The organism is Streptomyces sp. NPDC008001 (genome assembly GCF_042958085.1).
Taxonomy (GTDB): Bacteria; Actinomycetota; Actinomycetes; order Streptomycetales; family Streptomycetaceae; genus Streptomyces.
Map to the genome: position 1 here is coordinate 231,109 of NZ_JBIBIZ010000007.1, position 15,357 is coordinate 246,465.

A 15,357-nucleotide genomic window follows, 5' to 3' on the forward strand; every position below is an offset into this window, starting at 1 on the left:
CCGCCGCGCACCGGTGACACCGGGCGCCGGCCGCCGCGTAACAGAACTGAAATCACGGGGGCGTTGTGGACGACATAGCGGGGCGGGCCCGTCCGGCATTGCCCGGGCTGCCCGGCATTCTCCGGGAGCGGGCGGCCGGGCCCCGGCGCACGGCATTCCGCTTTCTTGCCGACGGTACCGGCGACGAGGCCGTCGACTGGACTTACCACGACGTGTACGAACACGCCGGCCGTATCGCCGCGGACCTGCTGAGCCGCGAACTCACCGGGCGCCGCGTCGTGCTGGCCCTCGATCCCGGGCTGCACTACATCGCCGCCCTCTTCGGGATATTCCGCGCCGGCGCCACCGCGGTGCCGTCCTTCCCGCCCACCGGGAAACGCGCGGTGGCCCGCTTCGCCTCCATCGTCGTGGACAGCACCCCCGACGTGATCATTGCCGACCGGCGGCTGGAGAGCCGCGTCGGGCAATTCACCGCGGAACTCCCCGCAACGGTGCGCGCGCCGGAATGGCTGTTCGTCGACGACGCGTACTTCCTCGGCCCGGTGCCCGCCGAATCCGTGCCGGACGTCGTTTCCGACCCGGCACTCCTGCAGTACACCTCGGGATCCACCGGTGATCCGAAGGGAATCGTGCTCACCCACGAAAACCTGGTGAGCAACTGCCGGGCCCTGGAACACAACATGGGGTACGAAGCCGACCGGGTCGGCTGCACCTGGCTGCCGCCGTACCACGACATGGGCCTCATGGGCACGATCATGCTCGCGGTGCACGGCGGATGGCCGCTCGTGCTGATGGCACCCGCCCATTTCGTCCAGCAGCCGTACCGCTGGCTCAAGGCGATCACCGACCACAAGGTCACCATTTCCGTCGGACCCAACTTCGCCTTTGACATGTGCACTTCGGGCATCACCGACGAGGAACTGGAAACGCTCGACCTGAGCACCCTGCGCCAGGTCTTCTGCGGCTCCGAGCCCGTCTCCCGGGTGACCCTCGACAAGTTCCGCGAGCGATTCGGCCCCCGCGGCTACGACGAGACGTCCCTCATTCCCTGCTACGGGCTGGCCGAGGCGACGCTCTACGTGTCGGGAAAGCCCACCGGCACCCCGCTGCGCACCGAACGGCTCGACAAGGAAGCCCTGGAGAACGGCATCGTCCGCCGGTCCGTGCAGGAGGACGGGGACGGGGAGCCGGGGCGGGGCGCGCACATCGTCAGCTGCGGCACCGTCGCCGACGGGCACGAGGTCACCGTGGTCGACCCGGAGAGCCTGCGTCCGGTCCCGGCCGGACGGGTCGGCGAGATCTGGGTCACCGGGCCCAACGTCGCCCAGGGCTACTTCGGCAGGCCGGACCTCACCGCCGCCACGTTCGCCGCGCGCATCGCCGGCGGCGACGGACGCACCCACCTGCGCACCGGCGACCTCGGGTTCCTCCTCGACGGGGAGCTGTTCATCACCGGCCGGCTCAAGGACCTCGTCGTCATCGCCGGCCGCAACCTCTACCCGCAGGACATCGAGCTCACCGTCCGCCGGGCCCACGAGCAGGTGCGCGGCTGCGCCGCCTTCTCGGTCCCCGGCGAGCAGGGCGAGCAACTCGTGGTGGTGGCCGAGTACCGCGGCACCGCCCGCCGGCTGGCCGCGGAGGGGGCGGCCGTGCTGGAGGGGGTGATCGCCGCGGTGACGGCCGAGCACGGCGTCCGGCCCGCCGACGTGCACTTCGGTCCCGTCGGCGCGATCCCGATGACCACCAGCGGCAAGGTCCGCAGGGACGCGACGCGCAAGGCCTACGTCCAGGGGACGCTGAAGAAGCTGGTCCCCGCCGCCGACGACACGCCGCAGGCCGTGCGGTGACGGGAGCCCACCATGACGATGTCGCCTGAGTCACCCGGGACCGCCGCATCCGGCGCCCCCCGGACGTCCCGCCCCGCCGCGGCCCCGCAGCAGGTGGCGGCCGACACCGACGCCTCCGCCCGCCGGCTCGCCTACCTCACGGTCGGCGTCCCCACGCTGGGCTTCGCCGGTGCGCTGGTCTTCGCGTACCACTACGGCTTCACCGGCACCGACCTCGGCCTGCTCCTCGGGATGTACCTGCTGACCTCCCTGGGCGTGGAGGGCGGCTTCCACCGCTTCTTCTCGCACCTGTCCTTCGCGGCCAAGCCGGGCGTGACCGCCTTCTGGGGCATCGCCGGCAGCATGGCGGCGCAGGGCCCGGTCGTCTTCTGGGTGGCGACCCACCGCCAGCACCACGCGTTCACCGACCGCGACGGCGACCCGCACTCGCCCCGCCCCCTGCAGGACGGGCGGAAGTTCCCGCGGCTGCGCGGCCTGTGGCACGGGCACGTCGGCTGGCTGTTCACCGTCCGCCGGCAGAACTGGAGCAAGTACGTTCCGGACCTGATGAAGAACCGGCTCGTGATGAAGATCAACGAGTACTACTTCGTCTGGGTCCTGGCCGGACTCGCGCTGCCCGCCCTGCTGGGCTGGGTACTCACCGGCGGCAGCCTCCGCGGCGCGGCCGGCGGGCTCCTGTGGGGCGGGCTCGCCCGCATCTTTCTCCTCGACCACGTGACCTGGAGCGTCAACTCGGTCGGGCACACGCTGGGCAGCCGCCCCCACCGCACCCGCGACAACAGCCGCAACGTCGCGACGCTCGCGCCCTTCTCGGTCGGTGGCTCCTGGCACAACAACCACCACGCCCAGCCCGCCCTGGCCCACAACCGGCACACGTTCTGGCAGATCGACATCGCCGGCGGCTTCATCCGGCTGCTGGACGTCCTGGGCCTGGTCACCAACGTGCGCTATCCCAAGCGCGCACGGCCCGCGCAGAAGCTCCGAGTGGATCCGAACAGAAAGTGAGCGGCCCCGTGTCTTCCGTTACCGCCGACCCGCTCGCGTCGGCGATCGTCAAGCTCGACCCCGCCAGCGCCCGCATCAAGCGCTTCTCCGCGCTCACCACCATGACGCTGCCCCTGCTCGGCACCGTCGCCGCCGCCTGGTTCCTGTGGACCGGCAACTTCACCACCACCGACCTGGTGCTCTTCGCCGTCATGTACTTCGTGCACATGGGCGGCATCACCATCGGCTTCCACCGCTACCTCTCGCACAAGGCGTTCAAGACCTCGCCCGTGTTCGAGGGCATCATGATGATCACCGGGTCCATGGGGGCCCAGGGCCCGCTGATGTTCTGGGTCACCACCCACCGGCGCCACCACCGCTTCAGCGACCGCGAGGGCGACCCGCACTCGCCGAACCTGCACGGCTGGAGCATCAAGGCCCGGCTGCGCGGCCTCTGGTACGCGCACATGCCGTGGATGCTCAGCGACGAGACCTCCAAGTGGAGCGTCTTCGCCCCCGACGTCCTGCGCGACCGCCGGCTGATGTGGTACAGCCGCACGTACCCGGCCTGGGTCCTCACCGGCCTGCTGATCCCGGCCGTCGCCGGCTTCGCCGTCGAGCAGACCCCGATGTCGCTGCTGACCGGCCTGGTCTTCGGCGGGTTCGCCCGCATCTTCGTGGCCAACCAGGCCGCCTGGTGCGTCGGCTCGATCTGCCACGCCATCGGCAGCCGGCCCTTCGACAACAAGGACCGCAGCGCGAACAACTGGCCCGTCGCCGCCTTCACCTTCGGCGAGGGCCTGCAGAACAACCACCACGCCTTCCCCGGCTCGTACCGCCACGGCGTGACCTGGTGGGAGCCGGACCTGAGCGGCTGGCTCCTCTTCGGCCTGGGCAAGGCCGGGGTCGTCTGGGACCTGAGGGAACCGGACAAGGCCACCATCGAGCGCAAACGGGCCATGAAGCAGGCCGCGTAGCCGCCCGCGCCCCCACAGCAGTGCCGCCACCCGCAGCGCTCTCACGCACAGCGCTGCCACTTCCGGAAACCAGCAGGAGCGTAACCACATGTTCGGACGCAAGAAGGACGCCCAGCGGATCCAGGGCCCGCTCACGGAGGAATCCCTGCGCCAGTGGCTCGTCGAGCACCTGGCCCAGCGGATCGAGGTGGCGCCCGCCGACATCGACACGCAGAAGTCGTTCGAGGCCTACGGGCTCGACTCGCGGGTCGCCGTCCAGGTCTCGGGCGCCCTGGAGAAGGTCGTCGAGCGCCGGCTCTCGCCCGGCCTGCTCTACGAGCACCAGACCATCGACGACCTGAGCAGCTATCTGGCGCAGGAACTCAGGCTGTCCCGCCGGACCGGCTGAAGGGAACCACGACGATGGGGGCATACAACTTTCCGTCCGCTCCGGACCGTGCGTTCGAGGATTTCCTCCGCAAGTCCGAGCAGATCGAGGGCGAACGGCTCGCGGGGGCCATCCCGAGGGAGTACTTCGAACCACGGGTGGGCCGCGGCCTGCTCGGCTTCGCCGTCAGCTGGGTGCTGTACATCGGCGCCCTCGTCGGCATCGCGTACTCACCGCACTGGCTGCTGTGGATCCCGCTGTGGATCGTCGCCGGCCTGGGCGGCTGGGGCCTGCACTGCATCGCGCACGACTGCGGGCACGGCTCCTTCTCCCGCTCGCGCAAGTTCAACTTCGCGATCGGGCACGTCTCGCTGCTGCCACTGATCTACCCGTTCCACGCCTGGCGCCACGTGCACAACCTGCACCACAGCCACACCAACAACCTGGAGCTGGACACCGACTGGCGTCCCGTCCCGGCGGCGCTCTACGACCGGATGCCGCTGCACGAGAAGATCATCTACCACGGGACGCGCACCTGGGCCTTCTGGGGCGGCACCATCAACTACTGGCGGGAGTCCGGCTTCCGGCCGGGCTACTTCCCCAAGCGGGAGGCGCGCCGCGACGTCCGCCGGTCGATGCTCTTCGTCCTGGCCGTCATGGTCGCCTACTTCGTCCCGCTCATCTGGTTCACCGGCTTCACGGGCTTCCTCATCTACTTCGTCGCCCCGTGGCTCGCGACCCACGCCTGGTTCAGCGCCACGACGCTGATGCACCACAGCTCCAGCGACATCCCGTACCTGACCAACGAGCACTGGACGCGCAACGCCAGCCGCCTGCTGGTCACCACCGACTTCGTCTACCCGAAGTGGCTGCTGTTCCTCACGCACAACATCTCCATCCACACGGCCCATCACGTCGCCCCGGTCGTCCCCTTCTACAACCTGCAGAAGGCGCAGAAGGCCCTCAAGGACGCCTACCCGGGCATGGTCCGCGAGGAGCGGGTGAAGCTCGGCCAGCTGAGCACCATCATCCGGCGGCTGCACTTCTACGACACCGAGTCGGGCTTCTACACCGACTTCAAGCGGACCCGGATCGCCCCGGAGGACGCCAGGCCGGTGCCGGCACAGACGGCGAAAGCCCGGTCATGACGCCCCTCGTCCTGAGAAGGCTCGCCCACGCGGCCGCCGGCGCCCTCGCTCCGGGACCCGGCGGCCGCTGGGCCACCGACGTCTTCAGCCGGACCCGCGCCCTGGGCACGAAGCCCGACAACGTCCTCCCGCTCGGCGCCCGCGGCTTCGACATCCTCGGCAACCCGGACGTGCACGGCGGATACCTGTGGGGCGACGACGACCGGCCCACCGCCCTCCTCGTGCACGGCTGGGGCGCCGACAGCAGCAGCATGTACTCGCTGATAGCCCCGCTGCGGGAACTCGGCTACCGCGTCGCGGCGTTCGACGCCCCGGCGCACGGCGTGAACCGCGGCACGCAGGCCACCATGACCCAGTACACCGCCGCCGTCCGCGCCGCGCTGGACTCGCTCGGCGGGGCGAAGGTGATCGTCGCCCACTCGCTGGGCTCCATCGCCGCCGTCGGGGCGGTGGCCCTGGAGGAGCGGCCGGACGTCGACTGCATCGCCCTGGTCGCCCCGACCTGCACCCTCACCGCGGTGCTGGAGCGGTGGTCCAAGGGCGAGCTGATGCTGTCGCGAGCGATCGTCGACCGCATCTACCGCGAGCTGCACCGCCGCAACGGGGTGCCGGTCAGCCACTGGGACGTCGTCGGCCTCGGCCGTGAGCTCGACATCCCGGTCCTGGCCCTGCACGATCCCGAGGACCCGGTCGTGCCGTACTGCGAGGCCGAGGCCATTGCCGCCGGGCTGCGCGACGTACGGCTCGAAAGGGCCCCGGGCCGTGGCCACATGGGGATCCTGATGTCCCCCGAAGTGAAAAGCGCCATCTCCGCGTTCGTCGCCGAACACGGAATGAGAACTGGAGAGACCATCCCGTGAGCGAAGAAGCCGGGAAAAGGGCATGGATGTGCCTCGTCTGCGGCTGGGTCTACTACGAATCCCTCGGGCTGCCGGAGGAGGGCATCGCACCCGGCACGCCCTGGGAGGAGATCCCGGACGACTGGGAGTGCCCGGACTGCGGGACCACCAAGGCCGATTTCGTCATGGCCCCGCTGTAGACCCGCTGCAGAAACCTGCTGGACACCGCCGGAGACAGAGGAGAGACATGAGCACACCGGTGATGGACCCGGGCCGGGCGATGATGACGCTGCTGAGCCCGGCCGGGAAGCGGGACCCGTACCCGCTCTACGAGGCGCTGCGCTCCTACGGCCCGCTGCTGCCGCTCGGCCCCGGCCAGCTGGTGGTCACCGGGCACGCCGAGTGCGCCCGGGCGCTGCGGGAGCCCGCCCTCCTGTCGACCGACGGGGCCGTGCAGGACACGATGATGCCCGGCTGGCGCGACCACTCCTCCTGGGGGTGGCTCACCAAGAACATGCTCTTCAGCAACAACCCCGACCACGACCGCTACCGGCGCTTCTTCAGCGTCGGTTTCACGCCACGGCGGATCGCCGCGCTGCAGCCGGCCGTGGAGCGGCTGATCGGCGGACTGGTGGACCGGCTGGCCGCGCTCGGCGCGGACGGCGAACCGGTCGACTTCATGGACGAGTTCGCCTTCCGCGTGCCCATGGCCGTGATGGGCGAGCTGCTCGGCATACCCGAGGAGGAGCAGCCGGGCTTCCGGGGCCACGTCGGCGCCATCACCACCGCGCTGGAGCCCATCCAGGACCTCGCCCAGCTGCGGCCGGGCGACGCCGCCATGGAGGAGCTCGCCGTCTACTTCACGGACCTGGTCGCCAAGCGGCGCGCCGAGCCGGGCGACGACCTCGTCAGCGAGATGGTCCGGCAGCTGGACACCACCGGCGGCATCAGCGAGGAGGAGCTCGTCGCGAACTTCATGCTGCTGCTCGTCGCCGGCACCGAGGCGCCCATGGACCTCATCGGCAACGCGCTGCGGCTCGCCGTCGAGCACCCCCAGTACGCCGACGAGCTGCGTGAGGACGACGCGCTCGCGCCCGGCTACGTGGAGGAGGTGCTGCGCTTCGACCCCGCGGCGCAGGCCCTCAACCGCATGGCCGCCGAGGACTTCGACTTCTTCGGGGTCCCGCTCACCGCGGGCACGAAGGTCACGCTCCTGATCGCCGCGGGCAACCGCGATCCGCGGCAGTACGCGGACCCCGGCACGTTCAACCCGCACCGCCGGGGCAACCACGCGCTGACCCTCAGCGGCGGGGCGCACTACTGCCTGGGCGCCGGCCTCGCCCGCATGCAGGCGGAAATCGCCCTCCCCGCGGTCCTGCGCCGCTTCCCGGGCATCGCCCTCGCCGCCGAGCCCACCTTCCGCGACCAGCTCGTCCAACGAGGCTTCGCCACGCTCCCGGTGAAACTGGGCTGAGGGCGCGCCGCGGCGGCGGATGGATGGTGCGGGTGCGCAGGGGGTGACGGGCGCTCGCCCCCATTAATCCCGCCGCGACGGTGCTCGGCCCCTACGGCGGTTTTCGGCGGTGCCGCGCTCACCTTCGGGTGGGTCGGCACCGCCGATCGCGTTGTGGTCGGCTGAGCGCCGCCGCGGCGGATGGATAGTGCGGGTGCGCAGGGGGGGGGTATGGGTGCTCGCCCCCATTAATCCCGCCGCGACGGCGCTCGGCCCCAACGGCGGTTCTCGGCGGTGCCGTGCAGCGAGCAGGGGGCGTACAGGCGCCCGCGCCCGTGATCTCGCAGCCGTGCAGGGCCGCAGGCCGAGTGCACCAGGGGTGCGGACAGCCGTCCGCACCCCTCACGTCATGATGGTCGCGTGAAGCAACACCCCGCACGTCGTAGCCTGTGGACGCCCTCCACCTTCAGTACCGCGACCGGCGCCCTCGTAGCAGAAGCAGGCTGCACCGTCGTCGCGCTGACGCTCTGGCCGTCGGCGCACCCGTCCCCCGTGACGCACACGGGCCCGCTGTCCCCCTCCGAGGACGACAGCGGCATCTTCGGCATCGTCTTCCTGCCGTTCTTCCTGGCCGCCCTCACCGTCGTGGCCGCGGTCCTGGCCGCCGTCCTGGTCATTCCCACCGCATCGCTCGCCCGCCGCCTCGCGGCGCGGTCGGCCCGGCCCGGAAGCGCCCGCGGCGACGGAGGTCGCGACGCCCGCTGGTGGCTGCCCGCCCTGGCCGCCCCCGCCCCCGTCGCCGCGGCCGCCGTACTGGCCGTGACCGTGATGTCCGGTCACCCCGGCGCCCTCACCGCGCACCCCGCGGCCTGCCTGTACTGGTGGCTGGGCGCGACGGCCTGCATCGTCCCGGCCGGTCTGCTGACCCTGTTCGCCGACCGCCGTGCCGCCACCGGCCGCACGGCGTGGCGGCTGCCCATGTGGCTGCTGGGCGGCAGCTGCCTCGCCCCCGTGCTCGGCGTCGTCCTCGTGACGGCGGGAGCCCTGGCCTACCGGGCCGTCACGGGCTGACGCACCCCCGACCTGACAAACCATCAGTACGGCCGCACCGCAGTCCCCAGGCCTCCGGTGCGGCCGTACTGATGTGACGCCTACATCACACCGACGGCCTCCGGGGGACGCTGTATGCTCACGTGAGTTGGAAAAGCCAACTCACTAGCGAGGAGAGCGATGACTCAGACTGCCGCCGGACAGGCGGTCAGCGTGACGAAGCCCGCCTTCGGACCGGTGTTCGCCGTCGTTGTAGCCGGGGTTGCGATGTCCAACCTCGACATGTTCATCGTCAACGTCGCCCTGCCGGACATCGGCACCCAGTTCTCCGGGTCCTCCCTGGCATCGCTGTCGTGGATCCTCAACGCCTACGCGGTGGTCTTCGCCGCACTGCTCGTCCCGGCCGGCAGCCTCGCCGACCGCACCAGCCCCCGGAACGCCTACCTCCTCGGCATCGCGGTCTTCACCGTGGCCTCCGCGCTGTGCGCCGTCGCGCCCGGCGTGTGGCTCCTGGTCGCGGCCCGCGTCGTACAGGCCGTCGGGGCGGCCATGCTCATCCCCTCCTCCCTGGGCCTGTTGCTCGCCGCAGCCCCGCCGGAGAAGCGGATCCCCGCGGTCCGTGGCTGGACCGCCATCAGCGGTCTGGCCGCCGCCCTCGGCCCCGTGATCGGCGGCCTGCTCACCCAGCTCGACTGGCGCTGGGTCTTCCTGGTCAACCTGCCGATCGGTGTCTTCGCACTGCTCCTGGGCGCCCGGGTGCTGCCGCGCATCGCCGCCCGCCCCGCCGCCGCACGGCTGGATCTGACCGGTGCCGTCCTGCTCACCCTGGGCATCGCGGTCCTCGCGCTCGGCCTGGTCAAGAGCGAGGACTGGGGCTGGACTTCGGGCAAGGTGCTCGGCTCGCTGCTGGCCGCCGCCGTCCTGCTCGCGGCCTTCTTCGTCAGCTCGGCACGGCATCCCTCGCCCATCCTGCCGCTGGGCCTGCTGAGGATCCCCGGGGTCGGGCCCGCCACGTTCGCGAACCTCCTGTTCGCGATCTCCTTCGGCGCCATGCTGCTCTCCGCGGTGCTCTGGTGCCAGAACGTGTGGCACTGGTCGCCGCTGAAGACGGGCCTCGCCATCGCTCCCGGACCGGTCCTCGTCCCGGCCTTCGCGATGGGCGTGGGCCCGGTCATCAAGAAGTTCGGCGCGGCGGCGGTCTCCGCGGTCGGCAGCGTGCTCTTCGGCGCCGGCATCGGCTGGTGGGTCTACCGGCTCGACACCGCACACGAATACGCCGCCGGCCTGCTCCCGGGCATGCTGCTCACGGGCGTCGGGGTCGGCATGGTCGTCCCGACCCTGGTCGGCGCCGCCGTGTCCGCACTGCCGCCGCAGAGCTTCTCCACGGGCTCGGCCGTCGTCACGATGGCCCGTCAGGTGGGCTCCGTGCTCGGCGTGGCCCTGCTGGTCGCCTTCATCGGGGCGCCGAAGGGCGCGGACGAGGCCGTGACGGCCTTCGACCACGGCTGGGACTTCGTCCTCGTCGCGACGGCCGCAGCGGCCCTGGCGTGCCTGTTCATCCCCCGTCCCAAGAAGCCAGCCGTGTGACGCCCTGACGCTCACAGGACAGCCACGGCATACGAGCCGGGCGGTCCGCGCGGACACCCCCGACCGCGCGTGACCGCCCGGCGTTTTTCTTCCCGGAATCCCTGATTCAGCATCAGGAGTGATTCAGATCACATCAGTGTGGAGCCGGTGATTCCGGCCTGCGGTGCCGGATGGAGCGCCCTCCGTCCTGTGGATCATGGCTGAAAGTGCATGGGTCGAGGCCTTCCGGTTTGCCCGGGAGGCTTCAGGGAGCTCGGGGTGGCCGGCAAGTGAAGCGCGGGGAGGGGCGGTTGAAGTGAAGGGTGAAGCGGGCATACGGTCTGTTTCCCGGGCCGCCACGTGGCCCGGACCCCGGATCTCGTGCATTTATCTACCGCAAGACGCCCGCAGAACCGGTCAAGCGTCACCATCCGTACAAAACGGGCAGGTTCGGATCTCAAACCCGCATATGATCCGGCCATTGCCCCCCGGCATATTGCGCAGGGTTCACCGGGTGCTGTTTTCTTGCGTCCAGATAAACAGCCACCTGGGGGTATCGCCGATTATGGCAATCAAGATCAACCCGGCGCGATTCAGTCAGTTCGGCCCGGCCGACGGGAGCATCTTCTGCCTGATCACCAATCAGGAGATGGTTCAGGAATTCGAAATCGTCAAGGATGCCCCCTACGCGGAGTACCGGACGATCATCCTGAAGCCCGGTGACGACTTCGAGAAGATGCTCGCTGACGAAACGGTTCCGCAGAATTCCCACTCGCTGGTGATCTCGCCTTACCGGTTCTTTGAGTCCCCGTCCGAGGAAGCGCTCGGCCCGCGCCGCAAGCTGATGGGCATGGCGTGCAACTCGACGCCGACGGACCTCGGCATCATCCGGCACTTCCTGGGCGTCATCGAGCGCACCTCCGCCCAGGAGCAGGCCGAGTTCAGCGACCGTTTCTTCGAGCTCGCCGAATCCACCGACCACCTGGTGTACGTTGACGAACGGCACGGCACCCGCGCGGTCCTGGACCACCTCGCCGACGGCCTGGTCTGGAATCAGCAGGCCGGCCCCCTTGAATGGGGCGAGCAGCAGATCGTACCCTCGGGTGAGATCAGCGTCCTGCCCATGCAGATCGTCGAGTTCGACGAATCGCTGCACCTCCCGCTCGAAGGCAGCATCGCCTTCCGGGGATTCCCGATCCTGCACAACGGCACGCCCTCCTTCCTCCGCAAGGACCAGGCCCGCCTCCAGGGCAAGCTGGCCGGGCTGGAGCACGAGGCGGTGGTGGCCGACGTGCACAAGGGAGCGATCACCTCGCTCCGGCCGTTCCGCCCCGCCGGCGCCCCGGTCGCCGACGTCTTCCAGGCGATGTTCGAGATCGACTCCCGCTACACCCTGGTCTGGGAGATCGGCCACGCCCTCAACACCAGCCTGGACATCGTCCGGGGCAACCACGCGATGAACGAGGTCTACGGCGGCGACCAGGGCTGCCTCCACTGGGGACTCGGGCTCACCCCCTTCACCCAGTACCACCTCGACATCATCTCGCCCGACACCACCGTCTACACCGAGAGCGGTGAAGTGGTGCTCGGCAACAAAGGCGGCGCCCCGAGCGTCCGCATCGCACCGGCCGCCTGAGCGGCCCGCGGCGGACGCGACGGGAGCGCGAAATCCATGAAGACGGGAGGTGATTCCCCATGAAGAAGACCATCAAGGTGCGCAAGAACAGCAACTACCTCGGGACCCTGCTGGGCTAATAGCCCGGTGACCCGGCCGGATCCGAGCCGATGGAGGGTGGTGAGTTCCCGTGAAGAAGACCATCAAGGTCCGTAAGAACAGCAACTACCTCGGGACCCTGCTGGGCTAATAGCCCCGCATCCCATCCATAATAAATAGCCATTGGCGGGAGGTGAGTTCCCATGAAGAAGACCATCAAGGTCCGCAAGAACAGCAACTACCTCGGGACCCTGCTGGGCTGAACCCGGGTGACGGGCTGAAGAATCAGCCCTGGCGCGAGGCGGGTCGAGGTGCTGACTCGACCCGCCTCGCCGACACGCAACACGCATATTGGGAGTGGTGTCGCGATGATTATTGTCCGCCCCGAGGCCTACCGCCAGTATCCGGTCGGCCGCACACACTTCATACTGGTCCTGGAAAAGGCGCTCGAGGGGTTCTTCCGCATCGACGGCGGCAGCCGGTACGAGCAGTGCGCCGTCGTGACGGCCGCCCCCGGCCGCACCCTGGGCGACATCCTGCGCACCGAGGTGCCGGACAACTGCGACGTCCTCGTGATCGCCACCGCCGACGCCCTGCTGACCGCTCCGTCCGCCGACATCGGCCCCGGCCGTACGGTCGCCGCGATCCGTGCCGGCCAGGGCCCGCTCGCCCTCGACCAGGCGGGCACCGTCCTCACCGGCCTGGAGAAGACCGACCCGGGCGAGGTGCAGGCCCGTGCCGACCGGCTCACCTCGGCCCTCGCCGCCTCCGGCGGGCTGCAGTTCGAGGAGACGCTCACCGGCTCCGTGGCCAAGCTGACCTACCTTCAGCCGACGTGGTCGCGGACCGACGCCGGTGTCTTCCAGCCGGGTGCGGTCCGGACCGCACCCACCGGCCGGCTGCGCCTCGCCGCCGACATCACCGGCACCGAGCTCTCCGGCCAGATCACGGTCAAGGGCTGGCCCGTCGTCCGCGCCCGCAGCGCGAGCGCCGACCGCCGCCACGAGATCTACGAGCAGCTGACCGGGCTGTCGCACTACCCGCTCGTGCTCACTGTGGAGAACGGCGCCGTCACCGACCTCAAGGCCGCGGCCACGGGATCCGGCACGGCCGCGGCCGAGCTGGAGCGGCTCTTCGCCGAGCACCCGGACCACGCGCTGGTCTCCGGGATCGAGTTCGGCCTGAGCAGCGGGACGCAGCCCCTGCCCTTCAACACCGAGGCCAACTCGGCCGCCGCGGGCAAGGCCGCCGTCTCCGCCCACATCGTCCTGGGCGCCCTGCCGCAGACCCCGTACCAGCTCACGCTGGCCTGCTCCACGAGCACGGTCACGGCCCTCGGCAGCAGCGAAGCCCTGGCCGGAGCCGGCACGGAGGCCGGCGGCGAGCGGCCCCGGCGCCGGATGAACAGGGTCTCCTCGGCGAGCTGCGGCTGCCACTGACGCGCACGGCACACCACGCGCCCGGCGGTCCGGGCTGCCCGCCGGCCGCCCCGGCCCACCGCCGGGGCCGGCCGATCGCTGCGCGAGGACCGGGGGCGCACACCTCAGGGAGCCATGGGAGGAACCCCCTCGATGACCACGACCGCACCCCGGCAGCACCTCGCCGACGGTCCCGTGTGGGAACGGCGCTTCCGCGCCCCCCGCCACACCCTCCCGGCCTGGGCCAAGAGCGCGCCCGACCGCTGCGTCTTCGTCAGCGACCTCTCCGGCATCGCCCAGGTCTACGCCTGGGACCGCGCCGCAGGCACCTTGCGCCGCGTCACCGACCGCCCCGCCGGCACCCAGCAGTGCGCCATCGAGGCGTCCGGGGAGGCCGTGTGGTGGTTCGACGACGGGGACGGCGACGAGTACGGGCAGTGGATGCGCCAGCCCTTCGCGGGCGGCCCCGACACCCCGGCCGTGCCGTCCACCGGCCGCTACTGGCCCTCGGGCCTGGCCGTCGGCCTCGACGGGCACGCCCTGCTCGGCTGCTCGACGGAGGAGGGCGCCGCCGTCCACCTCGTCCTGCCCGGCGGCGCGGCCCGCCCGCTCTACCGGCACGACGAACCCGCCTACGCCGTCGACCTCTCCCGCTCCCTCGACCTGGCCGTCATCGCCCACAGCGAGCGCGGCGACCTCTGGGACCTGGGCGTCCGCGTCCTCACCACGGACGACGGCACCACCGTGGCCGACCTGGCCGACGACGAAGAAGGCGGCCTGGAGGCCGTGGGCTTCTCGCCCCTGCGGGGCGACGCGCGGCTGCTGCTGCAGCACCAGCGCGACGACCGCTGGGAGCCCGTCCTCTTCGACCCGCGCACCGGCGAGCGCACCGAGCTGCGCCTCGGCCTGCCCGGCGACGTGTCCGTCCAGTGGACCCAGGACGCCCGCGCGCTGCTGGTCGTCCACGACCACGAGGCCCGCTCCACCCTCCACCGCTACGACCTGGGCAGCGGGCGGCTGGAGCGCCTCTCCACCCCGGCCGGCGTCATCGCGCACGCGCGGACCCGGCCCGGCGGCGACGCCTGGCTGCTGTGGTCGAGCTCGGCCCGCCCGCCGGAGTTCCGCGGGCTCCTGGAGGAGCCGCGGCTGCCGCTGCCGGACCAGCCGCCGCCCCCGGCCGCCTCGGCCCGCGACCTGTGGGTCGACGGCCCCGGCGGCCGCATCCACGCCCTGCTGAACACGCCCGCCGGGCCCGGCCCGTACCCCACCGTCTTCCTGCTGCACGGCGGCCCCGACGAGCAGGACGAGGACGCCTTCGACCCGGCCGTCGCCGCCTGGACCGACCACGGTTTCGCCGTCGTGCGCGTCAACTACCGCGGCTCCACCGGCTACGGGCGCGCCTGGACCGAGGCGCTGCGGCGCCGCGTCGGCCTCACCGAGCTGGAGGACGTGGCCGCGGTCCGGGAGTGGACGGTCGCCCGGGGCGTGGCCGATCCCCGCCGGCTGGTCGTGGCGGGCTGGTCGTGGGGCGGCTACCTCACGCTGCTCGCGCTCGGCACCCAGCCGGGGGAGTGGGCGCTGGGGCTCGCGGGCGCGCCGGTGGCCGACTGCGCGGCGGCGCACCACGGCGCGATGGAGGAGATCAAGGCACTGGACCGCAGCCTCTTCGGCGGCTCGCCGGACGAGGTGCCCGAGCGCTACCGGGAGTCCTCGCCGCTGACCTACGTCGACGCCGTGCGCGCGCCGGTGCTCATCCTCGCCGGGGCGCAGGACGCCCGCTGCCCCGTGGAGCAGGTGCGGGACTACGCCGGGCGGCTCGCGCAGCGCGGCGTCCCCCACGGTCTGCACGTGCACGACGGGGGGCACAGCGTGACCGGCGTGGAGGAGCGCGTGGCGCTGTTCCGCCGGCAGCTGGAGTTCGCGCGGACCCATCTGCCGCCGGCCGGCCCGTAACGCCTCCTGCGAGCCGCCCCCGGTCGCGCCGGGGGCAGGGC

13 protein-coding genes are annotated in these 15,357 nt (G+C 71.3%); all 13 read left to right on the plus strand.

All coding sequences use genetic code 11. The annotated features are described in order from the left end of the window. Positions 1–65: 65 nt before the first annotated feature. The 13 genes from ACFZCD_RS20110 (at position 66) to ACFZCD_RS20170 (ending at position 15,316) form a co-directional block, all read left to right on the plus strand. A complete protein-coding gene (locus ACFZCD_RS20110; protein WP_391832628.1) occupies positions 66–1,847 on the plus strand; it encodes a fatty acyl-AMP ligase in 1,782 nt (593 codons plus the stop codon). A gap of 12 nt (positions 1,848–1,859) precedes the next feature. Then, positions 1,860–2,852 carry an acyl-CoA desaturase gene (locus ACFZCD_RS20115; protein ID WP_391832630.1) on the plus strand — a complete coding sequence of 331 codons (993 nt, stop codon included), beginning with the start codon at positions 1,860–1,862 and terminating at the stop codon, positions 2,850–2,852. An 8-nt stretch (positions 2,853–2,860) separates the two neighbouring features. Beyond that, a complete protein-coding gene (locus ACFZCD_RS20120; protein WP_391832632.1) occupies positions 2,861–3,808 on the plus strand; it encodes an acyl-CoA desaturase in 948 nt (315 codons plus the stop codon). Between the two features lie 88 nt (positions 3,809–3,896). Continuing rightward, positions 3,897–4,196: an acyl carrier protein gene (locus ACFZCD_RS20125; protein WP_391832634.1), complete on the plus strand. Its 300-nt coding sequence runs from the start codon at positions 3,897–3,899 to the stop codon at positions 4,194–4,196. Positions 4,197–4,210: 14 nt separating this feature from the next. Further along, positions 4,211–5,323: a fatty acid desaturase gene (locus ACFZCD_RS20130; RefSeq protein WP_391832636.1), complete on the plus strand. Its 1,113-nt coding sequence runs from the start codon at positions 4,211–4,213 to the stop codon at positions 5,321–5,323. After that, a complete protein-coding gene (locus tag ACFZCD_RS20135; RefSeq protein ID WP_391832638.1) occupies positions 5,320–6,183 on the plus strand; it encodes an alpha/beta fold hydrolase in 864 nt (287 codons plus the stop codon). Before ACFZCD_RS20130 ends, ACFZCD_RS20135 begins: the two co-directional genes overlap by 4 nt. Then, positions 6,180–6,362, plus strand: a complete 183-nt coding sequence (locus ACFZCD_RS20140) for a rubredoxin (protein WP_391832640.1) — start codon at positions 6,180–6,182, stop codon at positions 6,360–6,362. The genes ACFZCD_RS20135 and ACFZCD_RS20140 overlap by 4 nt, the downstream gene beginning before the upstream one ends. A gap of 47 nt (positions 6,363–6,409) precedes the next feature. Continuing rightward, positions 6,410–7,636 carry a cytochrome P450 gene (locus ACFZCD_RS20145; RefSeq protein WP_391832642.1) on the plus strand — a complete coding sequence of 409 codons (1,227 nt, stop codon included), beginning with the start codon at positions 6,410–6,412 and terminating at the stop codon, positions 7,634–7,636. 399 nt (positions 7,637–8,035) lie between these two features. Continuing rightward, the gene (locus ACFZCD_RS20150; protein WP_391832644.1) at positions 8,036–8,686 is read left to right on the plus strand and encodes a hypothetical protein; all 651 of its coding nucleotides are present in this window, start codon (positions 8,036–8,038) and stop codon (positions 8,684–8,686) included. A gap of 159 nt (positions 8,687–8,845) precedes the next feature. Beyond that, positions 8,846–10,252: an MFS transporter gene (locus tag ACFZCD_RS20155; RefSeq protein ID WP_391832646.1), complete on the plus strand. Its 1,407-nt coding sequence runs from the start codon at positions 8,846–8,848 to the stop codon at positions 10,250–10,252. 544 nt (positions 10,253–10,796) lie between these two features. Beyond that, complete coding sequence (locus tag ACFZCD_RS20160; protein ID WP_391832648.1) at positions 10,797–11,867, plus strand: hypothetical protein; 1,071 nt, start codon at positions 10,797–10,799, stop codon at positions 11,865–11,867. A gap of 446 nt (positions 11,868–12,313) precedes the next feature. Further along, entirely contained in the window at positions 12,314–13,384 is a 1,071-nt protein-coding gene (locus ACFZCD_RS20165) for a hypothetical protein (RefSeq protein ID WP_391832650.1), read from the plus strand. 132 nt (positions 13,385–13,516) lie between these two features. Next, on the plus strand, positions 13,517–15,316 hold the full coding sequence (locus ACFZCD_RS20170; protein ID WP_391832652.1) for a prolyl oligopeptidase family serine peptidase: 1,800 nt from the start codon (positions 13,517–13,519) through the stop codon (positions 15,314–15,316). Positions 15,317–15,357 lie beyond the last annotated feature (41 nt).